At 57.9% G+C, this 24,102-nt stretch carries 28 protein-coding genes; 20 read left to right on the forward strand and 8 right to left on the reverse strand.

Annotated elements, in window-relative coordinates; all coding sequences use genetic code 11:
* Positions 1-94 precede the first annotated feature (94 nt).
* The 15 genes from Q675_RS27915 (at position 95) to Q675_RS27985 (ending at position 13,843) form a co-directional block, all read left to right on the forward strand.
* Complete coding sequence (locus Q675_RS27915; RefSeq protein ID WP_011786293.1) at positions 95-2,896, forward strand: monovalent cation/H+ antiporter subunit A; 2,802 nt, start codon at positions 95-97, stop codon at positions 2,894-2,896.
* Entirely contained in the window at positions 2,896-3,267 is a 372-nt protein-coding gene (locus Q675_RS27920) for a Na+/H+ antiporter subunit C (protein ID WP_011786294.1), read from the forward strand. The genes Q675_RS27915 and Q675_RS27920 overlap by 1 nt, the downstream gene beginning before the upstream one ends.
* Positions 3,264-4,781 carry a monovalent cation/H+ antiporter subunit D gene (locus Q675_RS27925; protein WP_011786295.1) on the forward strand — a complete coding sequence of 506 codons (1,518 nt, stop codon included), beginning with the start codon at positions 3,264-3,266 and terminating at the stop codon, positions 4,779-4,781. The genes Q675_RS27920 and Q675_RS27925 overlap by 4 nt, the downstream gene beginning before the upstream one ends.
* A complete protein-coding gene (locus Q675_RS27930) occupies positions 4,781-5,269 on the forward strand; it encodes a Na+/H+ antiporter subunit E (RefSeq protein WP_011786296.1) in 489 nt (162 codons plus the stop codon). The genes Q675_RS27925 and Q675_RS27930 overlap by 1 nt, the downstream gene beginning before the upstream one ends.
* Positions 5,266-5,535 (forward strand): K+/H+ antiporter subunit F, encoded by a 270-nt coding sequence (locus Q675_RS27935; protein ID WP_011786297.1) that lies wholly within the window; start codon positions 5,266-5,268, stop codon positions 5,533-5,535. Before Q675_RS27930 ends, Q675_RS27935 begins: the two co-directional genes overlap by 4 nt.
* A gap of 15 nt (positions 5,536-5,550) precedes the next feature.
* Complete coding sequence (locus Q675_RS27940; protein ID WP_011786298.1) at positions 5,551-5,883, forward strand: Na+/H+ antiporter subunit G; 333 nt, start codon at positions 5,551-5,553, stop codon at positions 5,881-5,883.
* Positions 5,884-6,004: 121 nt separating this feature from the next.
* Complete coding sequence (locus tag Q675_RS27945) at positions 6,005-8,314, forward strand: putative monovalent cation/H+ antiporter subunit A (RefSeq protein ID WP_011786299.1); 2,310 nt, start codon at positions 6,005-6,007, stop codon at positions 8,312-8,314.
* Positions 8,311-8,736 carry a Na+/H+ antiporter subunit B gene (locus Q675_RS27950; protein WP_011786300.1) on the forward strand — a complete coding sequence of 142 codons (426 nt, stop codon included), beginning with the start codon at positions 8,311-8,313 and terminating at the stop codon, positions 8,734-8,736. The genes Q675_RS27945 and Q675_RS27950 overlap by 4 nt, the downstream gene beginning before the upstream one ends.
* A 34-nt stretch (positions 8,737-8,770) precedes the next feature.
* Positions 8,771-9,118 carry a Na+/H+ antiporter subunit C gene (locus tag Q675_RS27955; RefSeq protein WP_011786301.1) on the forward strand — a complete coding sequence of 116 codons (348 nt, stop codon included), beginning with the start codon at positions 8,771-8,773 and terminating at the stop codon, positions 9,116-9,118.
* Complete coding sequence (locus Q675_RS27960; protein ID WP_023009138.1) at positions 9,115-10,629, forward strand: Na+/H+ antiporter subunit D; 1,515 nt, start codon at positions 9,115-9,117, stop codon at positions 10,627-10,629. The genes Q675_RS27955 and Q675_RS27960 overlap by 4 nt, the downstream gene beginning before the upstream one ends.
* Positions 10,626-11,099, forward strand: a complete 474-nt coding sequence (locus tag Q675_RS27965; RefSeq protein ID WP_011786303.1) for a Na+/H+ antiporter subunit E — start codon at positions 10,626-10,628, stop codon at positions 11,097-11,099. Before Q675_RS27960 ends, Q675_RS27965 begins: the two co-directional genes overlap by 4 nt.
* Before the next feature lie 10 nt (positions 11,100-11,109).
* A complete protein-coding gene (locus Q675_RS27970; protein ID WP_011786304.1) occupies positions 11,110-11,382 on the forward strand; it encodes a monovalent cation/H+ antiporter complex subunit F in 273 nt (90 codons plus the stop codon).
* A complete protein-coding gene (mnhG, locus tag Q675_RS27975) occupies positions 11,375-11,785 on the forward strand; it encodes a monovalent cation/H(+) antiporter subunit G (RefSeq protein ID WP_023011159.1) in 411 nt (136 codons plus the stop codon). Before Q675_RS27970 ends, mnhG begins: the two co-directional genes overlap by 8 nt.
* Before the next feature lie 66 nt (positions 11,786-11,851).
* The gene (locus Q675_RS27980) at positions 11,852-12,133 is read left to right on the forward strand and encodes a pyrimidine/purine nucleoside phosphorylase (RefSeq protein WP_011786306.1); all 282 of its coding nucleotides are present in this window, start codon (positions 11,852-11,854) and stop codon (positions 12,131-12,133) included.
* A 63-nt stretch (positions 12,134-12,196) separates the two neighbouring features.
* A complete protein-coding gene (locus Q675_RS27985) occupies positions 12,197-13,843 on the forward strand; it encodes a fatty acid--CoA ligase (RefSeq protein ID WP_023011160.1) in 1,647 nt (548 codons plus the stop codon).
* Positions 13,844-13,926: 83 nt separating this feature from the next.
* Here Q675_RS27985 and Q675_RS27990 read toward each other — a convergent pair whose 3' ends face one another.
* From Q675_RS27990 to Q675_RS28005, 4 genes are all read right to left on the reverse strand, one after another.
* Positions 13,927-15,180: a D-amino acid dehydrogenase gene (locus Q675_RS27990; RefSeq protein ID WP_023011161.1), complete on the reverse strand. Its 1,254-nt coding sequence runs from the start codon at positions 15,178-15,180 to the stop codon at positions 13,927-13,929.
* 43 nt (positions 15,181-15,223) lie between these two features.
* Positions 15,224-15,583: a translation initiation factor Sui1 gene (locus Q675_RS27995; protein WP_023011162.1), complete on the reverse strand. Its 360-nt coding sequence runs from the start codon at positions 15,581-15,583 to the stop codon at positions 15,224-15,226.
* 19 nt (positions 15,584-15,602) lie between these two features.
* On the reverse strand, positions 15,603-16,130 hold the full coding sequence (locus tag Q675_RS28000; protein WP_023011163.1) for a DUF4136 domain-containing protein: 528 nt from the start codon (positions 16,128-16,130) through the stop codon (positions 15,603-15,605).
* A 71-nt stretch (positions 16,131-16,201) separates the two neighbouring features.
* On the reverse strand, positions 16,202-16,807 hold the full coding sequence (locus Q675_RS28005) for an IMPACT family protein (protein ID WP_011786311.1): 606 nt from the start codon (positions 16,805-16,807) through the stop codon (positions 16,202-16,204).
* 10 nt (positions 16,808-16,817) lie between these two features.
* On the opposite strand from Q675_RS28005, the gene Q675_RS28010 reads away from it, so the two are divergent.
* Positions 16,818-17,024 (forward strand): hypothetical protein, encoded by a 207-nt coding sequence (locus tag Q675_RS28010; protein WP_223268788.1) that lies wholly within the window; start codon positions 16,818-16,820, stop codon positions 17,022-17,024.
* Here Q675_RS28010 and Q675_RS28015 read toward each other — a convergent pair.
* Both Q675_RS28015 and Q675_RS28020 read right to left on the reverse strand, forming a co-directional pair.
* On the reverse strand, positions 17,001-18,320 hold the full coding sequence (locus Q675_RS28015) for a sensor histidine kinase (protein ID WP_011786312.1): 1,320 nt from the start codon (positions 18,318-18,320) through the stop codon (positions 17,001-17,003). The genes Q675_RS28010 and Q675_RS28015 overlap by 24 nt on opposite strands.
* Positions 18,317-19,003, reverse strand: a complete 687-nt coding sequence (locus tag Q675_RS28020; protein ID WP_023011165.1) for a response regulator transcription factor — start codon at positions 19,001-19,003, stop codon at positions 18,317-18,319. The genes Q675_RS28015 and Q675_RS28020 overlap by 4 nt, the downstream gene beginning before the upstream one ends.
* A gap of 166 nt (positions 19,004-19,169) precedes the next feature.
* Here Q675_RS28020 and Q675_RS28025 point away from each other — a divergent pair, with 166 nt between their 5' ends.
* Genes Q675_RS28025 through Q675_RS28035 form a run of 3 tightly spaced genes read left to right on the forward strand, consistent with a single transcriptional unit; the run spans position 19,170 to position 21,464 of the window.
* The gene (locus Q675_RS28025; RefSeq protein ID WP_011786314.1) at positions 19,170-19,529 is read left to right on the forward strand and encodes a hypothetical protein; all 360 of its coding nucleotides are present in this window, start codon (positions 19,170-19,172) and stop codon (positions 19,527-19,529) included.
* 58 nt (positions 19,530-19,587) lie between these two features.
* The gene (locus Q675_RS28030; RefSeq protein WP_011786315.1) at positions 19,588-20,754 is read left to right on the forward strand and encodes a GNAT family N-acetyltransferase; all 1,167 of its coding nucleotides are present in this window, start codon (positions 19,588-19,590) and stop codon (positions 20,752-20,754) included.
* Between the two features lie 47 nt (positions 20,755-20,801).
* Positions 20,802-21,464, forward strand: a complete 663-nt coding sequence (locus tag Q675_RS28035) for a hypothetical protein (protein ID WP_011786316.1) — start codon at positions 20,802-20,804, stop codon at positions 21,462-21,464.
* 6 nt (positions 21,465-21,470) lie between these two features.
* Here the strand turns inward: Q675_RS28035 and Q675_RS28040 are convergent, their stop codons facing one another.
* A complete protein-coding gene (locus tag Q675_RS28040; protein WP_011786317.1) occupies positions 21,471-21,686 on the reverse strand; it encodes a dodecin in 216 nt (71 codons plus the stop codon).
* A 156-nt stretch (positions 21,687-21,842) separates the two neighbouring features.
* On the opposite strand from Q675_RS28040, the gene Q675_RS28045 reads away from it, so the two are divergent.
* Positions 21,843-22,616: a DUF3750 domain-containing protein gene (locus Q675_RS28045; protein ID WP_011786318.1), complete on the forward strand. Its 774-nt coding sequence runs from the start codon at positions 21,843-21,845 to the stop codon at positions 22,614-22,616.
* Between the two features lie 129 nt (positions 22,617-22,745).
* On the opposite strand, the gene Q675_RS28050 is transcribed toward Q675_RS28045, so the two are convergent.
* Positions 22,746-24,053, reverse strand: a complete 1,308-nt coding sequence (locus Q675_RS28050) for a hypothetical protein (protein ID WP_011786319.1) — start codon at positions 24,051-24,053, stop codon at positions 22,746-22,748.
* Positions 24,054-24,102: the final 49 nt, after the last annotated feature.

The raw sequence follows: 24,102 nt of genomic DNA on the forward strand, positions 1-24,102 counted from the left end.
CGATGCTCATCGTGCACGGTGGCTGGTCGGAGACTAGACTCAGGCAAACACGCCTTTGGTACTCATGTAAAAGAACACCGATAACGAGGTTGCGATGTCGCTACCGCTGGTTGTATTTCTGCCATTTCTGGGGGCTATAGCTGCCCCGCTGTTTGCCCTTGGGGGGCGGACAGCGATTGCGATTGCCTCTTCTGTTCCGGCGCTTATTGCCCTGGCTGCCCTGTTCCCGCACTGGGAAACACTGGCCAACGGTGGCACCGTCCTGCAATCCTGGGAGTGGTTACCGGCGATCGGCATTTCCTTCAGCTTCCGCCTCGATGGACTGTCTCTGCTGTTCGCACTGCTGATTCTGATTATTGGCGTGTTGATCATTCTCTATGCCCGCTATTACCTGAAGCCGGCCGAGAATATCGGGAAGTTTTACGCGCTGCTGCTCTGTTTCAAAGGCTCCATGCTGGGCATCGTACTCTCCAGCAATCTCTTGCTGATGATGATTTTCTGGGAACTGACCAGTCTCACCTCGTTCCTGCTCATCAGTTTCTGGAACCACAAACAGGACGCCCGTCGCGGCGCCCGCATGGCGCTGGCGGTGACCGGTGGCGGTGGGCTGGCGTTGCTCGCGGGCATTCTGATCATCGGCAACATTGTCGGCAGTTTTGAACTGGACGATGTGCTGGCCGCCGGCGATGTTATCAAAGCCCACGCCATGTACCCCGTCGCCCTGACGCTGGTACTGCTGGGCGCGTTTACAAAGTCTGCCCAGTTCCCGTTCCATTTCTGGCTGCCCCATGCCATGCAGGCGCCCACGCCGGTTTCGGCCTACCTGCACTCTGCCACCATGGTCAAGGCCGGCATTTTCCTGATGGCGCGTTTGTACCCGGCATTGGCTGGTACGGAACAATGGTTCTACATGGTCAGTTTTACCGGCATGGCAACTTTGCTGATTGGCGCCTACGTGGCCATGTTCAAGCACGACCTGAAAGGGCTGCTGGCGCACTCCACCGTCAGCCACCTGGGCCTGATCACGCTGTTGTTCGGTATGGGTACCGAGCTGGCGGCGGTGGCAGCGGTATTCCACGTCATCAACCATGCCACCTTCAAGGCCTCACTGTTCATGGCCGCCGGTATTATCGACCACGAAACCGGTACCCGGGACATGCGCCGGATTAACGGCCTGTGGCGATACATGCCCCATACGGCCACTCTGGCCATGGTGGCCGCGTCATCCATGGCCGGGGTTCCGCTGCTGAACGGCTTCCTGAGCAAGGAAATGTTCTTTGCCGAGTCCCTGCAACTGAATCTGCCCGGCATCTGGGCCTGGCTGCCGCCGATCGTCGCCACGCTGGCCGGTATTTTTGCGGTCGCCTATTCCGCACGTTTTATTCACGACGTGTTCTTTAACGGCAAGCCCGTCAATCTGCCCATCTACCCGCCCCACGAACCGCCCCGGTACATGAAAATCCCGGTGGAGATCCTGGTCTTCGCCTGCATCATGGTAGGAATGTTCCCGGCGGTATCGGTCGGGCCTCTGCTCTACGCTGCCGCCCACGCCACGCTTGGCGGCGAGGTACCGGATTATCAACTGGCGGTTATCCACGGGTTTAATCTACCACTGATCATGAGTTTTGCGGCTTTCTTTGGCGGTTTGATCATGTATAGCCAGCGCCAGAAATTCTTTGATTTCCACGCGCGCTTCAAGGAAATTGACGAGAAGGCCGTATTCGAAGCGATCGTACTGCGGATCGTCGACCTGGCGAACGGCTTTACGGCAAGAATCGAGAACGGCTCTCTGCAAAGATACGGCATGCTGCTTGTGGTCAGCGTGCTGGCAGTCGCTGCCATGCCACTGCTGGATCTGGGTATCTTCATTGGTGAGACCGGCTTGAGCCCTGTGGACTGGCCCACGGCCATTGCCGCAGGCGTACTGATCATTTGTGCCCTGTTGACGGCTGCCGTGCACCGGCAGCGATTTTACGCGCTGGTTGTGCTGAGCGTGGTGGGCCTGATCGTTGCACTGGCGTTTGCCCGCTTCTCGGCGCCCGACCTGGCCATGACCCAGTTGTCGGTGGAAGTGGTGACCATTGTTCTGCTCATGCTGGCGCTCTACTACATGCCTGGCTGGACACCCGTGGAAACCCCACTGAAACGTCGCTTCCGGGATATCGCCATCGCGGGTATTGCCGGTATTGGTATGACTCTGGTTACCCTGGCCATGTTGACGCAACCGTTCAGTTCGATTTCCGATTTCTTCCTTGAGAACAGCAAACCGGGCGGTGGCGGCACCAACGTGGTCAACGTCATCCTGGTGGACTTCCGGGGCTTTGATACCCTGGGCGAAATCACGGTTCTGGCGATTGCTGCCCTGGGCATTTACGCGCTGCTGAAAAATACGCCGCTGACGCCACCACCCAGTGATGGCGAAGGCCATGCCTGGTCCCGGGATGCCTACCCGTTAATGCTGCGTTTGATCGCCCGGCCACTGTTGCCGCTGTCCCTGATGGTGTCGGCATTCATCTTCCTGCGTGGCCACAACCTGCCCGGCGGCGGATTTATCGCGGGTCTGATCACCTCGATAGCCCTGATCCTCCAGTACATTGCCAGTGGCCTGAACTGGACCCAGGACCGGATTCCGTTCAAATATCACAACGTCATTGGCCTGGGCCTGTTGTTCGCAACCATTGCCGGCGCGGCCAGCCTGGCCTTCGGCTATCCGTTCCTGACCTCAACATTCGGCTATATCACCTGGCCGGTAGTCGGCAAGTTCGAGGTAGCGTCAGCACTGGTCTTCGACCTGGGTGTTTATCTCACGGTAATCGGGGCCACCCTGTTGGCGCTGGTGACCATTGGCCGCATATCGCCGCATTCGGCCATCAAGAGTAAGAGGGAGGGCGCGTAATGGAACTTGTCTATGCATTGGTGATTGGTGCCCTGACCGCCTCCGGCGTTTATCTGCTGCTGCGGGCGCGCACGTTCCCCGTGGTGGTTGGCCTGACACTCCTGTCTTACGGGGTAAACCTTTTCCTGTTCTCCACTGGCCGGCTGGCTACCGGCAAGCAACCGATTATCGGCACTGCGGAAAGCTATGCCGACCCACTGCCGCAGGCGCTGGTTTTAACGGCCATCGTGATTGGCTTCGCCATGACAGCCTTTGTGGTGGTGATGTCGCTACGAAACCTTGCGGATAACGAAGATGACCATGTTGATGGCAAACAACCCTATAAATCGCCAGCACCGGAGCAGGAAGACGAGGAGGTAACCGGTAAATGAACCATTGGCTTACCGCTCCGATTCTGATTCCTCTGCTTGGCGGCATTCTGCAGGCACTGATGGGCTATGCCCCCATCACGCTGCGCCGAACCCTGGCACTGGCAACCACCGTGCTGATCCTGGTCTCGGCCATAGTCCTTCTGGTGCTGGCAAACGACGGCAGTTACCGCATTTATGCTTTTGGCAACTGGCAGCCGCCGTTCGGGATTGTCCTGGTTCTGGACCGGCTGGCCGCGCTGATGCTGGTCATGACCTCTGTTCTGGCCCTGTTCTGTCACCTGTATGCCATCGGCGGCGCCGATGAGGGTAACCGACAGTTCCACGCCCTGTTCCTGTTCCAGTTGATGGGCCTCAACATCGCCTTCCTGACCGGTGACCTGTTCAACCTTTTCGTTGCCTTCGAGGTGCTTCTGATCGCCTCCTACGGCTTGCTGATGCATGGTGGAGGCACCATAAGGACTGTACCTGGCCTCCACTACGTGGTTCTCAACCTGATCGGCTCGGCGATATTCCTGATCAGTGTGGGCATGATCTACAGCGTCACCGGCACCCTGAATATGGCAGACCTTGCGGTCAAGGTTCCCCAGGTAACCGGTGAAAGCCTGAATATCGTCAAGGCCGGCGGCATGATGCTGCTGGTAGTCTTTGGCCTGAAGGCCGCCATTCTGCCGCTGTGTTTCTGGCTGCCCCGTGCCTACTCCAAAGCCACGGCGCCCGTTGCGGCTCTGTTTGCGGTCATGACCAAGGTGGGCATCTACGCCATCCTGCGGGTATACCCGCTGGTGTTTGGCGACGAAGCCGGTGAGCTTGCCAATCTCGGCATGGATTGGCTGTTCCCGATCGCTCTGGCCACCCTTGCCATGGGCGTCATAGGCGCTCTGGGCTCTGGTAGCCTGAAGACGCTTGTGGCCTGGCAGGTGATCATATCCGTGGGCACCCTGCTGGCTCCCATCTCTCTGGGCTCCGAAGCCGGCCTGTCTGCCGCCCTGTTCTATATGCTCAGCACGACCTGGACCGTCGGCGGCCTGTTCCTTGTATCGGAACTGATAGCCAACCAGCGCGGCAGCGCGAACGATCGCATCATCACCGCGCCCAGGATGCATAACCGCACCTTCCTGAGCGTGCTGTTTCTGATCGGTGCCGTTGCCGCCGCCGGGTTGCCTCCGCTCAGCGGCTTCATTGGCAAGCTGCTGATTCTACAGTCCGTTGAGCCCGGTTTCGAAATGGCCTGGCTCTGGTCAGTGCTGCTGGTTGGCAGCTTCCTCACAATCATTGCCTACAGTCGGGCCGGCAGTATTGTTTTCTGGCGAACCGTCGACGGTCACCTGGAAAAGCCAGACCCATTGAATGGTCGGATTTCTGTAGCAGCAGGCGCGCTCACCGCACTGGCGATCGTCCTGGTCGTGTTTGCCGGTCCAATAACACGCTATACCGATGCAACGGCCGAACAGCTACACAATAACAATGCCTATATCGAAATCCTGCAGATGCCTATGGTCGGGGAGGATGACTGATGCTTGATCGACTGAGGTTTCCCCACCCCTGGCTGAGCCTGACCCTGTTCGTCATGTGGCAATTTCTGAGTGACGGCATCAGTGGCGGCAGTATTGTTCTTGGACTGATCCTGGCCTGGATAATCCCCCTGATGACCCAAGGTTTCTGGCCAGATCCACCCACCTTGCTCAAGGCCTGGAAGACACCTGCCTACCTGTTGCGGGTTCTGTGGGACATTGTGGTCGCCAGCGTTGATGTGGCAAGGCTGATACTGAGCCCTCGCGCACCACGGCCGATGTTCATCTGCTACACCCTGGAACTAACGGATCCGCTGGCTATCAGCATTCTAGCCAGCACCATTTCCCTGACGCCGGGCACCGTTAGCGCGGATGTGAGCGATGACAACACACTGCTGCTGATTCATGCCCTGGACGCCGAGGACGAGCAGGAAGTCATCGACACTATCCGGAACCGGTACGAAAAGCCTTTGCTGGAGATGTTCCAATGATGCTAACCGCGCTCTACATCACCATTGCCATGGTCACGCTGGCCGCCTTGCTGAACGTGTACCGCCTGATCAAGGGCCCGGATGCGCCGGACCGGATACTGGCGCTGGACACCCTCTACATTAACGCCATCGCATTGATCATTCTGTTGGGCATCACGCTGAAAACACGCATGTACCTTGAGTCTGCGCTGCTGATTGCGGTTATGGGATTTGTTGGAACCGTCGCCATGGCCAAATACCTCAAGCGCGGCAGCGTCATTGAATAACCCGGAGGACACCCTATGAGCACCTTCGCAGAATACGCCATTTCCGCCATGCTGATTATCGGTGGCGTTTTTACCCTGATCGGTGCCATTGGTCTGGCTCGACTGCCGGATTTCTACACCCGACTACACGGCCCAACCAAAGCCACCACGGTTGGCGTTGGCGCCATCGTGATCAGCTCCGTGATTTACTTCAGCACGCTTGGACGAGGCATCGGGATAGAGGAAATCCTGATCACGGCGTTCCTGTTCATGACGGCGCCCATCAGCGCCAACTTCCTGGCAAAAGCCGCGATGCACCTGGAAGTCAGAACCTCCAAGAACACTCGCGGTCAAAGCTGGGATCAGTGAGTCCCTTGCAACCATGGGCTCGGTGAGCCTTTTGTAAAAAAGGATCGTATTTATCAAAGGGCTACCGGCAACCAGAATCTGTAAAAACACTTAAAGTCAGGCCTTAAAGGAGCCATCTCCCATGATGTTACTGGCTGTGCTATCCGGTTTTTTGCTGGCGGTCGCGGTACCGGCGCTTTATCGTTTGGCAGGCAGTTACATTGGCTGGGTATTGGCTCTGCTCCCCGCTTCCCTCACAGCTTACTTCGCCAGCCTGATTCCCTCGATCCGTGGTGGTGAAAGGCTCCTGATTGAAACGCCCTGGATGCCGGGGCTCGGGATAACCCTGGACTTCATGGTCGATGGCCTGTCCCTGGTGTTTGCCCTTTTGATCAGCGGCATCGGCACCTTCATTCTGATCTACGCCGGTTCTTACCTGAAAGGCCACAAAGACCTCGCCCGGTTCTACGTCATCATGCTGTCTTTCATGGCATCCATGCTTGGACTGGTGCTTTCGGACAATCTCATTACCTTTTTTGTGTTCTGGGAACTGACCAGCATCACTTCCTACATGCTGATCGGCTTCAACCATGAAGATGCCGAGGCACGAAAGTGTGCGCTCCAGGGCCTGTTCGTAACCGCCGGTGGCGGGCTCGTGTTGATGGCGGGCCTGATCCTGCTGATTTTTATCACCGGGGATTCCTCCTTCTCGGGCCTTCTGGCGTCAGAACTGTCCATTCATGAGCATCCGCATTACACCGCGGCCGCGGTCTGCATACTGATTGGCGCCTTTACCAAATCCGCGCAGACGCCTTTCCATTTCTGGCTGCCAAACGCCATGGCGGCACCCACCCCGGTTTCGGCCTACCTGCATTCTGCGACCATGGTGAAGGCGGGCGTGTATCTGCTGGCCCGCCTGAATCCGTCAATGAGCGGAGACATGTTGTGGAGCGGCTCCCTGTTGGTGTTTGGTGCATTAACCATGCTCACCGGCGCCTATCTTGCCTACAGCAGCACCGGCATCAAGAGGGTTCTGGCTTATTCCACGGTGATGGCGCTGGGCACCCTGACCATGCTGGTGGGTGTGGGTACTGAACTGGCCATCACAGCTTTTATCTGCTTCCTGGTGGCCCACTCCCTGTACAAGGGCGCCTTGTTTATGCTCGCCGGCGCCCTGGACCACGAAACCGGCACCAAAGATATTACCCGGATGGGTGGCCTGAGGCACAGCATGCCCAAAACGGCCGTCATTACCGGGCTTGCCGCCCTATCACTGGCAGGGCTTCCACCACTGTTCGGGTTCGTGGCCAAGGAACTGTTACTGGAGTCGCTGTTGAATGCGCCAATATGGCAAACCGGGCTTCTGGTGGCCGCCGTTCTCTCGGCCATGCTGGTGGTGGCCGTCGCCGGTCTGGTGTTTATCAAGCCCTTTTTCGGGCCGGTTGTTAAAACGCCCAAACTGCCCCACGAGGCTCCGTTTGCAATGCTGATCGGCCCCGGCGTGCTGACACTGCTCGCCCTGGTTTTCGGAATCATGCCATCTCTGCCCGCAAATCTGGTTCTGGACGCCGCTATTTCAGCAGTCTCCGGCTACCCGGTAGAAACCGCCCTCGCCCTCTGGCATGGCATCAACCTTCCCCTGATGCTTTCCGGTCTCAGTCTCCTGGCAGGCTCGTTCCTGGTGGTAGGCTGGCGCCGACTGCAGCCAACCCTGTATGCGCTTAATACCGCCGCCAGCCGAATCGGCCCCGAGGCGGGTTATTTCCGCTTCATGGAAGGTATCAGTCAGGTTGCGGGCTGGCAGACCCGGCTCCTGCAGAACGGCGTTCTCGGAATCTATCTTCTGGCACTGGTTCTTGTCACCTTCTCTCTGGCAGGCTATACCCTGCTGACCCGGCATGGTCTCCAGCTGGATTTTGACTTCAGTGACAGTTATTTCTACGAGTGGGGAATCGCGCTGCTGATTGTCGCTGCGACCGTCTTTGCCTGTGTCACCCGGTCCCGGCTTGGCTCGGTTGCTTCGCTGGGGGTACTGGGCTTTGGTGTGGCCCTGACCTTCATTCACTTCAGTGCACCGGATCTGGGCATTACCCAACTACTGGTGGAGACCCTCACCGTCATTCTGCTTGTGCTGGTGCTGTTCCGGCTGCCACCGTTTGCCAAGCTGTCCTCGTCCTGGGAACGTTACCGGGACCTGTCTGTCGCAGTGTTTGCGGGCGTGGTGATGACGCTCATCATTCTTGCTGTTCTGGATATCCAGTACTTTGACAGCATTTCCAGCTACTACGTTGAAAACAGCTATGGTCTGGCGTTTGGCAAAAATATCGTCAACGTAATTCTGGTGGACTTCCGGCAACTGGATACTCTGGGGGAAATATTTGTACTGGGTCTTGCCGCAATTGGCGTTTACTCCATGATCAAGCTCAGGGCGGAGGACCAGTACAAGCCATGAAATCCAACACCGTGATTCTCCACACCGCGGCATTGGCGATCATGCCGCTGCAGCTGATGTTTTCGGTGTTCCTGCTTTTGCGCGGGCACGACGAACCCGGCGGCGGTTTCATCGGGGGCCTGGTCGCTGCAAGCGCGTTTGTTCTCTACGCCTTCGCCTTCGGCGCGGAAGCCACCCGCAAACTCCTTCGGGTGCACCCGAAGGATCTCCTGGCAGCCGGCCTGCTGTTCGGGCTGGCATCCACAATTCCGGCCCTGTTGTCTGGTCAGGCCATGCTCACCGCCCACTGGTGGGAGCTTCCGCTGCCGGGTGACAGCTACCTGAAGTTATCGACCGTACTCGTCTTCGACATTGGCGTGTATCTGGCGGTCCTTGGCACACTGATGACATTCGTGATCGGTCTGATGGAGGTTGAGGGATGAGGCGAACACAGTTTTTTGAACGGGGAGCATCGCTATGGAAAGCCTGATGGCCCTTGTGGTTGGTGTCTTGTTCGCGGCCAGTATCTACATGATGCTCAGACGCTCCATCGTGAAAATCGTTATTGGCCTGATCATTCTGAGCAATGCGGCAAACCTGCTGATTTTTGTGGTGTCGGGTCTAACCCGGGGCGCACCTCCGCTGATAGCCGACGGCGCGAAGCAGATGGCTGGAACGGTGGCAGATCCGTTACCCCAGGCCCTCATCCTTACGGCTATCGTGATCGCGTTCAGCGTTCTGGCCTTTGCGGTGGTTCTGATCCGCCGGGCATACGAAGTTGTGGGCACCGATGATCTGGACAAGATGAAGGATACCGACACTTGAACCTGGAAGTTGTTCTCCCGATTCTGATCCCCCTGACCGCCGGCGCCCTGTCCCTGGCGCTGTGGCGCTCGGTTCAGCTGCAACGCCTGGTTGGCGTGGTAGCCACCGCTCTTTTGCTGGCCGCCAGCATCTGGCTGATGCGCTCAACCATCGACAAAGGCTTTCTGGTGGTTGAAATGGGCAGCTGGCCGGCGCCGTTCAGCATTGTGCTGGTGGCGGACATCCTCAGCGCCATCATGATTGTGCTGACTGGCATTATCGGGCTCGCCATCGCCATCTACTCCCTGGCTTCAACGCCTCCGGGCCACGAAAGGTTCGGCTACTACCCGCTGATGCACCTGTTGCTTGCCGGGGTCGCTGGTGCCTTCCTGACCGGCGATATTTTCAACCTCTTCGTCTGGTTTGAGGTCATGCTGCTGGCCTCCTTTGCCCTGCTCACCCTCGGTGGCGAGCGTGCCCAGATGGAAGGCGCCATCAAATACGTTACCCTGAACCTGTTTTCATCGGCCCTATTCCTGTCAGCCGTCGGCCTGCTGTACGGCATGGTGGGCACCCTCAACATGGCGGATATCGCCCAGAAGGTAAGCCGGGTTGATGATCCAGGCATGATCACGGTGGTGTCGCTCATGTTCATGGTGTCGTTCGGTATCAAGGCGGCGGCATTCCCACTGTTTTTCTGGCTCCCGGCCTCGTACCACACCCCTCAGGTCGCAGTATCCGCACTGTTTGCGGGATTGCTGACGAAGGTCGGGGTGTATGCGCTCTATCGGGTATTCACACTGATATTCACCCAGGATGTTGAATACACCCACACCATCCTGCTCTGGGCGGCGGCACTGACCATGCTGACCGGTGTACTCGGCGCCGCCGCACAGTTCGAGTTCCGCAGGATTCTGTCCTTCCACATCGTCAGCCAGATCGGCTACATGCTTCTGGGACTAGCCTTGTTTACGCCCCTGGCGCTGATTGGCGGTGTGTTTTACATCATGCATCACATCATCGTTAAAACGAATCTGTTCCTGGTGAGCGGCATCACCTATCGCCTGCTGGGCAGCTATGAGCTGAAAGACCTGGGTGGCGTGTATCGTCAGCGCCCTTACCTGGCGTTACTATTCCTGATTCCGGCCCTGTCGCTGGCAGGTATTCCGCCCTTGTCCGGCTTTTTCGCCAAGTTCGTTGTTGTCCGTGCCACACTGGAATCCAGCGAATATCTTGTCGCAGCGGTCGCCTTGCTCGTGGGCTTGCTGACCCTCTACTCCATGATCAAGATCTGGGCGGAGGTGTTCTGGAAGAAAGTCCCCGAGCACGTTACCGACACCAGACGGCTCAATGGTGACATCAAAGACAAACGCAGTTGGGCCTACTACACCCCGGTGGTCGGGCTTGCGGTGTGCACACTGATTATTGGCCTCTATGGTCAGCCCATTTACGTGCTTGCAGAATCCGCCGCCGAGCAGCTGATGAACCCGCAGCTTTACATAGAAGCGGTTCTGGGAGGGCAACCTGAATGATCGGCCTGTTCTGGAATTTACTGCTGGCTCTGGCCTGGGTAACCCTCACGGGCAGTATCACGGCCATGAACCTGCTGGCAGGTTTTATCTTTGGCTACGTCGCCCTCATGGTGCTGCAGAAACAGGTGCCGGTGTTGAAAGGGTATTCCCGCCGGATTCCCCGTCTCGCCGCTTTCCTGGTGTATTTCCTGAAAGAACTGGTGAAGTCGAATCTGAGGGTCGCCTATGACATCGCAACGCCTGTCTGGCACATGAAGCCGGGGGTGATCGCGTTTCCGCTCCGGGCTGAGACCGATATGGAAATTCTCTTTGTCAGCAGTGTTATCTCTCTCACACCCGGGACCCTGAGCCTGGACGTTTCTGATGATCGAAAGGTGCTGTTTATCCATGCCATGTTTCTTCACGAGGAAGAGCAACTCAGAAACGACCTTAGAGAACTCGAACGCCGAATCCTGAAGGTGACACGCTAGGAGGCCAGTCATGCTGAATGTGGTGATCAATATTGTCTATCTCATGCTGTCACTGGCGTTGCTCTTCGCCTTCATTCGGCTCACCCGGGGGCCATCCCTGCCGGACCGGGTGGTCGCACTGGAGCTGATCGCCTCCATCGTGGTTGGCTACGTGGGTGTGCACGCGATTGATACCGGCGTAGCCAGTTTCCTGGATGTTGCCATTGTTATCGCCCTGACAGCCTTTCTGGCAGCCATCGGCTTCGCCAGATTCGTGGAGCGCGGAGGCGTTAAGAATGATTGAAATACTGGTATCCGTTCTGCTTCTGGCAGGCGCTGCTTTCATGGTACTGGCCGCCATCGGCGTTCTCAGGTTGCCCGATCTCCCCACCCGTATGCACGCCACGACCAAAGCCGGTGCCCTCGGGGCCATGATGACCATGGGTGGCGTGGCGTTCTATTTCGGGGATAGCACCGTGGCCGCTCGCGCCGTTGCCATTGTTATCTTCATTCTTTTGACCGCTCCCATTGCCGCCCATGTCATAGGCCGGGCCGGTTATTTCACCGGCACCAAACTCTGGGCCGGCACCATCAAGGATGAGCTGCAGGAACGATATGACCCGGTTACCCACAAACTCAATAGCGGGCTCGAGGAGCTAAAGCACGGGCAGCCAACCCGAACTGGAAAAGGTACCTCAAACCAATAGTTTGTGATTGGCAGCACAGGAATTTCCAGTATAGTAGGCTGCAAACCATTTCAAGGAATACCAGACATGCTGACAGTCAATGAATACTTCGATGGCAAGGTAAAATCAGTGGCTTTCCAGTCCAGCACACTGCCTGCCACAATCGGTGTTATCAGTGCCGGAGAATACGAATTCGGCACCTCAGAAAAAGAAACCATGACGGTCGTCAGCGGTGAACTGACCGTGCTGCTGCCAGGCCAGCAAGACTGGCAAACCTTCGGCGCCGGCGAGAGCTTTGAGGTAGCGGGGCAAGCAAGCTTCAAAGCAAAAACGGATGCCGATACTGCTTATCTCTGTACCTACGGATAAGCCCCACTCAGCCCGTCTTTCTTACCGTGACAACAAACATAAGCAGAGAAAGAGGACAACAACATGGCACAAACCCGAATTCTCGAACCGGCTGACAATGCCCACCAGTACCAGCTCCTGATCAAGCGGTTGCTGATGTCCGGCCCCCGCTACAACCCGGACCAGGAAATCGTTTACGCCGATCGCAGCAAGTACACCTACAAGGACCTTGTCAAACGCATCCATCGACTTGCCAATGCCCTGACAGACGCCGGTATCAAACCCGGCGATACCGTGGCTGTGATGGATTGGGATACCCCGCGGTACCTGGAGTGTTTCTTTGCGATTCCGATGATTGGCGCCATACTGCACACGGTCAACGTGCGCCTGTCGCCGGAGCAGATCGTTTACACCATGAACCACGCCGAAGACGACGCGGTACTGGTGCACGATGACTTCCTGCCCATCATCGAGGGCGTGAAAGACGAGATCAAAACCGTCAAAACCTGGATTCAGGTAACCGACAGCGACAAGCCGGGCAACGCCTCTTTCGACACCCACGGCGAGTACGAAGCCCTGCTCGCGGGGGCCAGCGACCACTTCGACTTCCCCGATTTCGACGAGAACAGCGTCGCCACCACTTTCTACACCACCGGCACCACCGGTAACCCGAAAGGCGTGTATTTCAGCCACCGCCAGCTGGTACTGCATACGCTTTCCATGGCCGGCAGCATCTCCCATTTCGACGAAATGCCGCTGTTGCGTTCATCGTCGGTGTATATGCCGGTCACGCCCATGTTCCACGTTCACGCCTGGGGCGTGCCTTACGCGGCCACGATGATGGGAATAAAGCAGGTCTATCCCGGTCGCTATGAACCCGAGTTGCTGGTGGATCTGCTCAAGGAGCACAAAGTCAGCTTCTCCCACTGCGTGCCCACCATCATGCAGATGATGATGGCGACCGAGTCCATCAAGACCGCGGACCTGAGCAACTGGCATGTGCTCATCGGTGGCAGCGCCCTGACTAAAGGCCTGTGCGATGCGGGGGCGAAACTGGGCATCAAGATGTTCACCGGCTACGGCATGTCGGAAACCTGCCCGCTGCTGAGCACCACGCACCTCTCCCCGGCGGATCTTGAACTGCCCCTGGAGCAGCAAACCGCAATCCGGGTGAAGACCGGTAAAGCCGTGCCCATGGTGGAACTGGAAATTGTCGATCCTGATGGCAAACCGGTACCCCATGATGGCGAAGCCAAGGGTGAAGTGGTCGCCCGGGCCCCCTGGCTGACCCAGAGCTACTTCAAACAGCCGGACAAAGGCGAGGAACTGTGGCAGGGCGGCTGGTTGCACACCGGCGATGTGGCCTCCATGGAGCCGGATAACACGCTCACGATCAAAGACCGCATCAAGGATGTGATCAAGACCGGGGGCGAATGGCTGTCGTCGCTCGACCTTGAGAACATGATCAGCCAGCACCCGGCCGTTGCCGGGGCTGCGGTCGTGGGTGTGCCCGATGAGAAATGGGGGGAACGGCCCTACGCCCTGATCACCCTGAAGCCCGGAGAATCCATCTCTGAGCAGGATATCAAGCAGCACCTGCAACAGTTTGTCGACAGTGGCGACATCAACAAATGGGCGATTCCCGAGCAGATGCGGTTTGTGGAGGACATCCCGAAGACCAGCGTCGGCAAGATCAACAAGAAACTGATTCGGGATCAGTTGAAGGACTAGGGTCCCGAGAAACCAGAAACGCCGGCGTCCTGGCAACAGACGCCGGCGTTTCTGGTTGTGCGGTTACCTGAATCTTCGGCTGCTCAGAGACCGGAGAAGGTGAAGTCCACCTCGGGACTCCTGCCAGCCACAATATCCGCCAGAGCGGCCGCCGAGCCGCAGGAGTGGGTCCAGCCCAGGGTACCGTGGCCGGTATTCAGGTACAGATTGCTGAAATGGCTCTTACCGATGTAGGGCACATTGGAGGGTGTGGCAGGCCGCAGGCCGGTCCAGAACTCGGCCTGGTCCCAATAACCGGCCTCGGGCATCACTTCCGCAGCCCGGCGGACAATGGCTCGGCAACGGGTAAAGTTCAAGTCGCGACTGTAACCATTCAACTCTGCCGTGCCGGCCACGCGCATTCGGTCTCCCAGGCGCGAGTAAACCAGCTTGTATTCGTCGTCGGTCAGGCTGACGTTAAAGGCCGCTTCTTCGTTTTTCACCGGCACGGTAATGGAATAGCCCTTGGCCGGATAGATATTCAGGAACATCCCGAGCTGGCGGGCAAGTACCGCACTGAAACTGCCCAGGCTCAACACATAGCTGTCCGCCCTCAGGGTGTGGTGTTTGCCGTCTTTCAGTGCCAGCACGCCCAGAATCCGGTCACCCGCCCGATCAAAACCCAGGACTTCGGTGCCATATTCAAAGGCCACCCCTGCTTCTTTACATTTCTCAGCCAGTGCCTGGGTAAATTTACGGGCATCCCCGCTTTCGTCATCGGCGGTGTAAGTGGCGCCGGCAATTCGATGACGGATCGGCTCAAGCGCCGGCTCCAGCTCAACCGCACGGCCGGCATCGATAACCTGACGGTCACAGCCCAGGTCACGCATAATGCGGGAAGGTTCCAGGGCCGCATCAAACTCGGCAGGATTGGTGTAGAAATGCAGAATGCCCTTCGCCAACTGGTCATAATCCAGAGTCAGTTCTTCCCGCAGCGACTGCAGGCAAGAACGGCTGTAGGTGCCGAGATTGACCATCTGGCGGATATTATGGGCGGCTTTGGCGGAGGTACACTGGGCCAGGAACGACAGCGCCCAGCGCCACTGATAGAGGTCGAGCCGCGGCCGGAACAACAGCGGGGCATCCGGTTGGAACAGCCATTTAGCGACTTTCAGGGGCGCCGAGGGATTGGCCCACGGCTCGGCATGGGACACCGACACCTGCCCGCCATTGGCGTAGCTGGTTTCCAGCCCTGACTGGTTCTGGCGGTCGACCACGGTTACCTGGTGCCCCTGTTTCTGCAGGTACCACGCCGTGGTAATACCAACGACCCCTGCCCCAAGTACCGCTATGTGCATGCCTGCCTCCCCTGAATTGGTCAACTGTGGTGGCTTCGGAACGTTAGCCACCCGCGCGCTTGACGGTCCAGCCTTTCTGCTCCAGTAACGGCACCAGAATATCTCGCTGGTCGCCCTGTATCTCCACCACACCGTCTTTTACTGTACCACCTGTACCGCATTTGGCTTTTAGCTGTTTGGCGTAGGCTTTCAGTTCTTTGTCGTCGAGCGGAATACCGGTCACCAGGGTCACGCCCTTGCCTTTGCGCCCCTTTGTCTCCCGGCTGACGCGCACAATACCGTCTCCAGCCGGCCTCTGCGCCGCCTGGCAGGTGCAGTCATCCACCGGGTTCCGGCACTCAGGGCACATCCGCCCCTGATCCGTGGAGAACACCAGACCACCCTTGCGCTTGTTCATACCCATGATTACGCCTTATCTGCAATCAGTTCAGGCCCGGAGGGTATTTGGAAAACATTTCCGAGACAACCTCGTCAATCAGCTCGCGGCGGGTTTCCGGCGACTGGTTTTCATTGAGATAGCGTCGACTCGCGGCTTGCCAGACCACTTCCTCGGTGGTCCGATCAACCATTCTCACCACCAGTTTGCCCTCGGTTACCTCTCGCACCGGTGGCGGCGATGAGAGGCCCCAGCCGAAGTTGCCATGGCCGAACCCGAACCCCAGGCCAACGCCTACCTGCTCGAGCCGTTCCTCGGCCACAATCTGCCAGCTGATCAGAAGATCAGCTTCAGGTTCCGTCACTTTTTTCATCGCCTTCCGGTTCAGCTCGCGCTCTACCGCGTCCCGAACCCGGGCGTCATCCAGCGAGGTGAAACCAGAGTCCTGGGCGTTGCTGGCAAAGGCCCAGCTGCTGTAATTGCCAAAAACGGTGGCTGGATTGTAGTCGGTCACCACATTGCTGGCACAGCCGGTGATGGCAAACGCCAAAGCAGCGATCATCATAATACGCATAGGCTTAACTCCGTTGCTCTCATATGTCTCCAGTATACGCGTGCCCAGGGCTACCGGCCTGCCTCAGTGAGTCAGGTTTCAAAACGGTAATCCATCTTCTGGGACTCGCAAAACGCGCTGAAGTCCTGTTGCTGAGCCACAGGCAAGGAAACGCTGGCTGTCACCCGCGTAGTATAGGAAATCGCGTCGATACGCCCTTCATGCCCGTCGCACCAGTGCCGCAGCGGTTGCTCATCGGCAAACCCGAACTGCACCGTTGCCTGCACACGTGCCTGCTGCACCACGCGGTCAACGGCGGACAAGACACTTTCAGCGGCGCCGGCATAGGCCCGAACCAGGCCACCGGCTCCAAGCTTGATACCACCAAAATAGCGGATAACGATCACCAGCACGTCTCCCATATCCTTGTGCTGGATCACGCCCAGAATGGGTTTGCCGGCGGTTCCGGAAGGCTCACCATCATCATTCATGGCAGCCTCGGCCGCAGAGCCGGGCCGGCCGATCTGATACCCCCAGCAGACATGACGGGCATCGGGGTAGTCAAGGTGGGCCTGGTCAACGTATGTTCGTACGTCGTCCCGGTCACTGACGGGATACACTCGGGCAATAAAACGGCTTTTCTTCACTTCCGTTTCCCGCTCAAGGTATCCTGCAGGAATCGGGTAATCCTTACTCATGGGCGATCCTATGACGACCGAAGACAACGAACAGACCCAACCCGGGACCGCGGCCCCTGCGCGGATACGTAAGGCCGCCTGCGGCATCCGGTTTGATGAGGACGAGCTGCAGGAAGGCATTGATTTTTCTGCCGCCAGCAAGCTGAAACCGGGCAGTGACAACGCACCGGATCAAAGCCCGAACGCCGATTCCTCAGCCTCCGACAAAGACCGGTAGCTCAAGGATCACTTCCAGGCCACCCTCGTCCCGGTTGCGGGCACTGATGTGCCCGTCGTGGGCCTGAATGATATCACGGGCAATAGCGAGCCCCAGCCCCCAACCTTTGCCACCACGGGATTTGTCAGCCCGGAAAAAAGGCTCAAACAAGTGTTGTAGCAGGTCTTCAGGAGCACCCGGTCCCTCATCAGCGACGATCAAACGGATTCTCTCATTGCCCGTGGACAGAGAGAGCTTCACCGATTTGCCCGGCGGCGTGTGATCCAGGGCGTTTTGCAGCACGTTATCAAACGCACGCTGCAATAAACCACCGTCGCCAAGCACAGACACCGCTTTGCTCTCCTCCGAGGCCACCAGTTTGCAGTCCACGCGCTGGTGCTCAGCATAATCGGCGGCATCCTGAAGCACGTGATTGACCAGGACCATCGGCTTGACCGGCTCACGCGCCATATCACCGCCGTTCTCGGACACCCGGTACAGGGTCAGAATCTGGCCGGTCATGGTTTCCAGCCGCTCGTTCTGGCGCAGAATACTGGTCATCAATGCCTCATCGGCGCCGCTGTCCGAAGCCAGTTCAATCGCCACCCGCTGGCGTGCCAGCGGGGTACGAAGATCATGGGAGATATCCCGCAACAGCTGGTTCTGACGGTCCAGCAGCTGGCACAGCCGGTCTGTCATACCGTTGAATGCCGTCGCCAACTGGCCCACTTCATCACGGCGCCGGGCAATGCGACCAGCAACCCGCAGACCAGTATCCCCCCCGGCAATCGCCCGGGCGGTTCCCTCCATGTGTCTCAACGGCCGCGAGACCATTCGCGCAATCCACCAACAGGCCAGGGAGATCAACAGGAACGCCAGCCCCATCTCCACAAACCAGAACATTCTCGGGTCCAGCCAACCATCGCCGCCCATCCGGGGCCAGGCAACTAGCTGATAGCCCTCCTGCAGATCCAGAACGGCTGGTTTGTGGGGGTACCAACCGGACTGTATGCGTTCCCGAATCGCCCGGGGCAGTCGATGCTGGCCCTGCTCCTTTTCGATCAGCATCAGGTGCAAATCCAGGCGTTCACCTTCCGAACGCAAAAAGCGCCAGGCATCCCCCCGACCCCGCTGTTCACGAATGACTAGAGCTTCGCGAGCCAGTTCCTGTAAACCCACCTGGCGTTCAATCGCCTGCCGTTCCCGGTCCAACAGATAACGCGAGGCAAGGTGGCTGGCCACCACGGTTACCGCCATGGCCAGCCAGATGGATAGAAAAATCCGCCAGAACAGAGGAAACATGAAACGCTTCATCATGTGGGTATCCGGTAGCTGTATCCCAGTCCTCGCACCGTCTCGATGCGGGGTGGGTCATCATTGCCCAGTTTCTTGCGAAGATTGCTGATGTGCATATCCAGAGTGCGGTCGTAGGCCTCAAGGCGGCGCCCCAGCGCCCACTGCATGAGATCGGTCTTGCGGACCACACTGCCGGCATGGGCCAGCAACACCTGAAGCACTTCATACTCGGTGCCCGTCAGTTCCACGGGCGCGTCATTCTGGTAGATGCGGCGCTGGCCGGGCTCCACCCGCAAGTCGCCATAAGTCCGGCTGGCGTCTACCTCGGTTTTCTGATCCCAGGCGATACGACGAAGCAGGGCCTGAAGCCGCGCCACCAGCTCTCTGGGATTGCAGGGCTTGGGAATGTAATCATCGGCGCCCACTTCAAAGCCGACGATTCGGTCGGTTTCATCGCCACGGGCCGTCAACAGGATCACGGGTAGGTGCGTCTTGCCCCGAAGTTGCCTCAGAACATCCAGACCATTGATATCAGGCAGCATGATATCGAGCACCACAATGTCACAATCCTGACCCAGAGCGAGAGCCAGTCCATCACGACCATTGGCGGCCTCACACACACTGAAGCCCTGGCTGGCAAGGTAGCGGGCCAGCAGCTCCCGTAACTCGTCGTCATCTTCAATCAACAGTACCCGGTTCTGCATAGTCTTCTCTCTGGGATGTGACGGCCACAGTCTAGCATGGCCCTTCTGTACCGCTGCGGGCGGGCTCCCGGCCTTTACCGAACCTTTACGTAGCCCTGACACCATCTGACGTTGCACCGACGTAGCATGGTCATCATCCATTGTGAACAACGACGAGGAAAGACCCATGAAGGCAAAAACCACCCTGTTAACCGCCGGTGTACTGATGGCAAGCCTGATGGCCGCCAGCCCGGCTGTTCTCGCGGAACGACACGGCACACACCACCAGAACGGCAAGTGGGACAAACAGGAACTGTGCGAGAACTTCCGTGAAGGCAAAGGCCCCTTTAACCATGAAGAGCGCCAGGCCGAAAGGGAAAAGTACCGGGCAGAAATGGCCGATCGCCTGAAACTGAATGAGGAGCAGCGCCAGATCTGGGCGGAGATCCACCAGGAAAGACAGATCAAACAGGAAAAACACATGAATCAGTGGCAGGAAAAAATGCAGCAACGCTGTAGCAACAGTGGGAAGCAAGACAAGGAGTGATCAAATGGCGGGTTCTGGCGTATGGTAGAAGGTATTCGTCAACGACCTGAAACCAAGCATGTCAGAAAACGCGCCACGCGAACTCACTCTGGAGACCCGAGCCAGTATTGCCGACATCCCTAAATCGGACTGGCAACGACTGGCCGGGGTCTCCAACCCGTTTCTTCGATACGAATTCTTTCAGGCACTGGAAGAAAGCGGCTGTACCTGCCCCGAAACGGGCTGGGCACCCAGCCACCTGGTATTCAAACACGAAGGCCGGATTACAGGCCTGGCACCCGCCTACCTGAAAACCCACTCCATGGGTGAATATGTGTTCGACTGGTCCTGGGCCGAGGCCTACCAGCGATACGGCCTGCCCTATTATCCAAAGCTGTTGATCGCCATTCCGTTCACGCCGTCTGCCGGACCACGGCTGCTGCTGGACGCCGAGGTCCGGCGACAGCTGACCCCCGAACGCCTGCACGACTTGCTGGATACCCTGACACACCACCTGGGGGCACACTCCTGGCACCTGCTGTTTCCCAACGCCGAAGACCAGCAACTGCTGGCGCATGACGATGAACTGCATCGCATCGGCTGCCAATTCCACTGGCACAACCACAACTACCACAGCTTCGACGATTATCTGGCGGCATTGAATTCCCGCAAACGCAAATCCATTCGCAAGGAACGCCGGCAAGTGGCGGAACAGGGCATCACCTTTGCCCGCTTCCATGGCAAGGATATTTCAGACCAGGTTCTTGCCGCCTTCTATGTGTTCTACCAGGCCACCTATCTGAAGCGGGGCCAGAGACCATACCTGAACAAACAGTTTTTCACGTTACTGAGAGAGCAGCTACCCGAGCATATGCACGTAATCATGGCGATCAAACAGGGCGAAATGATCGCCGGGGCCCTGTTTCTGTCGGGGCAAATCACGCTTTACGGCCGATACTGGGGCTGTCTGGACGAGTACAATCACCTGCATTTCGAGACCTGTTACTATCAGGGAATCGAGCTGGCGCTGGCGCTTGGGCTGACACATTTTGATGCCGGCGCCCAAGGCGAACATAAACTGGTTCGGGGGTTTGAACCGGTGATCACCCATTCCTGGCACGGTATACAGCACCCCGGATTCCGAGACGCCATTGCCGACTTCACCCGCGAAGAAGCAGACCAGGTGCAAGGGTATTTTGCCGAGGCGGAAACCTTACTGCCGTTTAAACAACAAACACCGCAATAGTCTGTATACTGAGTGATCAGGACAGGACTTCAATCAGGTGAACGGCCATGGATACCGGTCTGCCAGGAAGCATACTCACCGCATTTGATCCACCCCTGATGGTGGCATTGGGTGCCTTTGTGCTGGCGCTTCTCAGCCTGATACTGGCATCCCGGTTACGGAACAAAAACCAGAGCCAGCTCAGCGCATTGAGGGAAAGATCGGACACCCTCTGGCGTGAAATGGATGACATCCGGGTCAACCAGTTCAACCGCTCAGATCACAGCCCGTCGACCAGCCATTCCTCACTGGACCAAGCCCGTTACCAAACGGAAATGGAAGCCTACCAGAAGACCTGGCCGGCCATCTGGCTTCTGCACGAACGCCTGGGGCAGTTTCTGCGAACTGTCGAAAACGGTGAATCCGCCAACGACCTACGGCTGGAGGCCAGAAACGCTGCACTGGAGGCCAGAAATCACCTGAACCAGCACCGCCCCTTCTGTCACGAAACGGTGGATGAACTGCTCACCCGGCTCATTGACGTGGAAATCAAGGCCCACCTCGCTGCCTGCCAGTACCTGGACCTGGTGAAGGAAGTCCGGCACGGCGCTTCCGATCACGACCGGAGAGTCCTGCACGACAAGTTTCACAGCCTGCATGAGGGCGAGGCGCGGGAACTTTTGAATCACCTGGTGACCACCATCCGGCACCGCGCCATAAGAAGCGGTTAAACTTGCTTAACTATCCGCAATCCGGAAACCAATTTTCAGGCCCACCTGATAATGACCGACCTTTCCGTCGACGATGTGGCCACGGGTTTCCGTTACCTCGAACCACTCCATATTGCGAACACTTCTCCCACACTCATCCAGCGCGTTCTGAATGGCATCTTCAATGCTCGTCTTGGATGAGCCTACGATTTCCACTTTTTTGTAGACATGGTGATCAGACATGACAACCTCCTGACTCAAGAATATTTACACCTTGAGCCTAGAAGCCAGCGTGAGCTTGGGCAAACTACCATTCTTTAACCTGCTTCATCCATTGACCGTTAAAAGGCGTATCATCTTGCCTGTAGCATGCTGGAAATACTCGAACCGGACCTGTAAATGAAACGACTTCTCAAATACGCCGCGGGCCTGCTCGGCGCCCTGCTGTTGCTTCTGGGCGGCCCCCTTCTGTTGGCCGCCAGCAGCAGCCTTGAGGTTGCGGAGAGCTGGCGTACCGCCAGCCGGGAAAGCGCCGGTATAGCGCCTCGACCCGAACAGGTTGAGGAAGCCATTATTCAGGTCTATGGCGCACGCGCCTGGAGCTGGCGAGGCTACTTTGCGGTACATACCTGGATTGCGACCAAAGAACATGGCGCTGATTATTATCAGGTGCACGAGGTCACCGGCTGGCGCACCTACGTGGTCAATTCCCGCCCCGGCGACCCGGACAGACACTGGTACGGCGCCAGGCCGGAACTGTATGCAGATATTCGGGGAGAGAAAGCCGCGGCCTTGATTCCGCAGATCTATCAGGCAGTGGAAAACTATCCCTACCCCACCCAATACGAAGCCTGGCCGGGGCCAAACAGCAATACCTTCGTAGCCTGGGTGATACGGGAAACGCCAGGGCTCGACGTAGCCCTGCCCAGCCACGCCATCGGCAAGGACTACCTGGGTGACCGGCTGATCGCCCCAAGCCCGGGTGGCGCGGGCTATCAACTATCCCTGGGTGGGTATTTCGGTGTGTTGGCCGGGGTTCGAGAGGGTCTGGAAGTGAATATTCTGGGGTTGTCGCTGGGTATCAATCCCATGGCGCTGGGGATCAAATTACCGGGACTCGGCGAGCTGGCCTTGCTTGACACAAACCCCATGCACGAGCAACCAGCTCGCTAGACGCTCAGGGGTGGGGGTGGTCTCCCAAAAACCGCTACAAGCACATCCATGTGCGCTTCTCTCCGGCCATCCATGGCCTCCGACATTTTTGGGAGACCACCCCCACCCCTGAGCTGCACTGTCCCAAAGTCAAAGCTTGGCGAATTCCAGATACCGACTGGCTGCCTGCTTCTTCTCATCCTGGCTGTTGAGCAACTCCAGCCGCAGTTTATCAATGATCTTCAGGTAACCATCCAGCGGGGACTTTTCTTCGCCCTGCTCTTTTGAAGCCTCAATAAACGCCTGCTGCTTCTCACGAATTTCGTTCAGTTTCTCCAGCGCGTTTTGAATTGCCGCAATTCGCGCCGAGACAGCGCCACTCATCTCTGGTTCAGCATTGCGAACACCAAGCGCGGTTTCCACCGCCGGGGCCGACTCGGTGTTCTGCTCCGCCAGGTCCAGCTCTTCCAGAGTACGAACGTCACCGTCAGTGGTCAGATAAATACCAGAGGCCTTGATCTGCCCCAGGGGCACGCCCTGAGGATTGGTCAGGGTGAAGCGGTCGTCCACGCTGTCGACATAGAGTGCCTGGACCCCAACCTCCGCCAGCGAGCGCAGATCCTGGCCGCCATCAGCCGTCTGTACCCACACCGACAGGGACTGAAATATTTCATCGTTAGCATCTATCCAGCGGTTACCATCGTCATCAAATGCAGCTAACTCGCTGAAGCCAGAGCCACTTTCCGGACCGAACAATTCGCTGCCATCGTCCACTTTACCGTTACCATTGCGGTCAAAAACCAGATATCCGCTGCCCGCGCCCAGAGAGGCGAACTGCGCCGTCTCGCCGTTGCCCGTCATGTCGAATTCAAACAGGGTGTCGGTCAGTCTCGCGGTAGAAGCACCAAAGTTGATCACCAGCGGATCAGTCAGGGGACGCTCCTGAATCTGGATCAGCTCGGAGTATTCATAGCTGCGGGACTGTGACTGTCTGAGCGACAGGGTAAAGTCGATGGTTTCACCATTATCGAGGGTGATGCTGCCAGTCGACGCGAAGCTGCGGGTTTCGCTTTCGGAGTAGAACATATAGCGACCGGCAGAAACCGACAGGTTCTTCGGCGATTCCGCAGCCGCTTCGCCCCCCAGGGCGGCGCGGCTAACCGTCAGCGCCTGCTGCCCCATCAGGAACAGCTCTGAAGACTTTTCGACCAGTTCCGAACTGGTGAAGGTGGCCGCTCGGTTGTCTCCAGTCACCTCACTGGTGCTGGAAAACGCCATCTGCTCCTGGCTGCTGTAGCGATACGCCGCCTGCCGGAACAATGACAACTCGGTGCCCCGATTGGTCTGCCCTTCCGGTACCGGGGCGGCAGACTGGCGGATTCTCAGCTGGGAGCTGTCGAACGCCGATACCTGGCGGCTGCTGTCCTGGAACAGGGAAATCTGGCTGGATGAAATCATGGTGCGGTACCTCAGTGACACTGGGTCACTTAACGGCACTACCGCCAGA

The sequence above is a fragment of the Marinobacter sp. EN3 genome (assembly GCF_000475315.1).
Classification (GTDB): domain Bacteria; phylum Pseudomonadota; class Gammaproteobacteria; order Pseudomonadales; family Oleiphilaceae; genus Marinobacter; species Marinobacter nauticus.

What these genes read in the sequence shown, in the direction of transcription:
- Q675_RS28015 (WP_011786312.1), bottom strand. Translation starts at nt 18,320, where the DNA reads ATGATGAAGCGTTTCATGTTTCCTCTGTTCTGGCGGATTTTTCTATCC.
- Q675_RS27970 (WP_011786304.1), top strand. Translation starts at nt 11,110, where the DNA reads ATGCTGAATGTGGTGATCAATATTGTCTATCTCATGCTGTCACTGGCG.
- mnhG (WP_023011159.1), top strand. Translation starts at nt 11,375, where the DNA reads ATGATTGAAATACTGGTATCCGTTCTGCTTCTGGCAGGCGCTGCTTTC.
- Q675_RS28030 (WP_011786315.1), top strand. Translation starts at nt 19,588, where the DNA reads ATGTCAGAAAACGCGCCACGCGAACTCACTCTGGAGACCCGAGCCAGT.
- Q675_RS27990 (WP_023011161.1), bottom strand. Translation starts at nt 15,180, where the DNA reads ATGCACATAGCGGTACTTGGGGCAGGGGTCGTTGGTATTACCACGGCG.
- Q675_RS27980 (WP_011786306.1), top strand. Translation starts at nt 11,852, where the DNA reads ATGCTGACAGTCAATGAATACTTCGATGGCAAGGTAAAATCAGTGGCT.
- Q675_RS28050 (WP_011786319.1), bottom strand. Translation starts at nt 24,053, where the DNA reads ATGATTTCATCCAGCCAGATTTCCCTGTTCCAGGACAGCAGCCGCCAG.
- Q675_RS28020 (WP_023011165.1), bottom strand. Translation starts at nt 19,003, where the DNA reads ATGCAGAACCGGGTACTGTTGATTGAAGATGACGACGAGTTACGGGAG.
- Q675_RS27945 (WP_011786299.1), top strand. Translation starts at nt 6,005, where the DNA reads ATGATGTTACTGGCTGTGCTATCCGGTTTTTTGCTGGCGGTCGCGGTA.
- Q675_RS27935 (WP_011786297.1), top strand. Translation starts at nt 5,266, where the DNA reads ATGATGCTAACCGCGCTCTACATCACCATTGCCATGGTCACGCTGGCC.
- Q675_RS28045 (WP_011786318.1), top strand. Translation starts at nt 21,843, where the DNA reads ATGAAACGACTTCTCAAATACGCCGCGGGCCTGCTCGGCGCCCTGCTG.
- Q675_RS27920 (WP_011786294.1), top strand. Translation starts at nt 2,896, where the DNA reads ATGGAACTTGTCTATGCATTGGTGATTGGTGCCCTGACCGCCTCCGGC.
- Q675_RS27925 (WP_011786295.1), top strand. Translation starts at nt 3,264, where the DNA reads ATGAACCATTGGCTTACCGCTCCGATTCTGATTCCTCTGCTTGGCGGC.
- Q675_RS28010 (WP_223268788.1), top strand. Translation starts at nt 16,818, where the DNA reads ATGACGACCGAAGACAACGAACAGACCCAACCCGGGACCGCGGCCCCT.
- Q675_RS27940 (WP_011786298.1), top strand. Translation starts at nt 5,551, where the DNA reads ATGAGCACCTTCGCAGAATACGCCATTTCCGCCATGCTGATTATCGGT.
- Q675_RS27950 (WP_011786300.1), top strand. Translation starts at nt 8,311, where the DNA reads ATGAAATCCAACACCGTGATTCTCCACACCGCGGCATTGGCGATCATG.
- Q675_RS28025 (WP_011786314.1), top strand. Translation starts at nt 19,170, where the DNA reads ATGAAGGCAAAAACCACCCTGTTAACCGCCGGTGTACTGATGGCAAGC.
- Q675_RS28040 (WP_011786317.1), bottom strand. Translation starts at nt 21,686, where the DNA reads ATGTCTGATCACCATGTCTACAAAAAAGTGGAAATCGTAGGCTCATCC.
- Q675_RS27965 (WP_011786303.1), top strand. Translation starts at nt 10,626, where the DNA reads ATGATCGGCCTGTTCTGGAATTTACTGCTGGCTCTGGCCTGGGTAACC.
- Q675_RS28005 (WP_011786311.1), bottom strand. Translation starts at nt 16,807, where the DNA reads ATGAGTAAGGATTACCCGATTCCTGCAGGATACCTTGAGCGGGAAACG.
- Q675_RS27985 (WP_023011160.1), top strand. Translation starts at nt 12,197, where the DNA reads ATGGCACAAACCCGAATTCTCGAACCGGCTGACAATGCCCACCAGTAC.
- Q675_RS27915 (WP_011786293.1), top strand. Translation starts at nt 95, where the DNA reads ATGTCGCTACCGCTGGTTGTATTTCTGCCATTTCTGGGGGCTATAGCT.
- Q675_RS28035 (WP_011786316.1), top strand. Translation starts at nt 20,802, where the DNA reads ATGGATACCGGTCTGCCAGGAAGCATACTCACCGCATTTGATCCACCC.
- Q675_RS27955 (WP_011786301.1), top strand. Translation starts at nt 8,771, where the DNA reads ATGGAAAGCCTGATGGCCCTTGTGGTTGGTGTCTTGTTCGCGGCCAGT.
- Q675_RS27930 (WP_011786296.1), top strand. Translation starts at nt 4,781, where the DNA reads ATGCTTGATCGACTGAGGTTTCCCCACCCCTGGCTGAGCCTGACCCTG.
- Q675_RS28000 (WP_023011163.1), bottom strand. Translation starts at nt 16,130, where the DNA reads ATGCGTATTATGATGATCGCTGCTTTGGCGTTTGCCATCACCGGCTGT.
- Q675_RS27995 (WP_023011162.1), bottom strand. Translation starts at nt 15,583, where the DNA reads ATGGGTATGAACAAGCGCAAGGGTGGTCTGGTGTTCTCCACGGATCAG.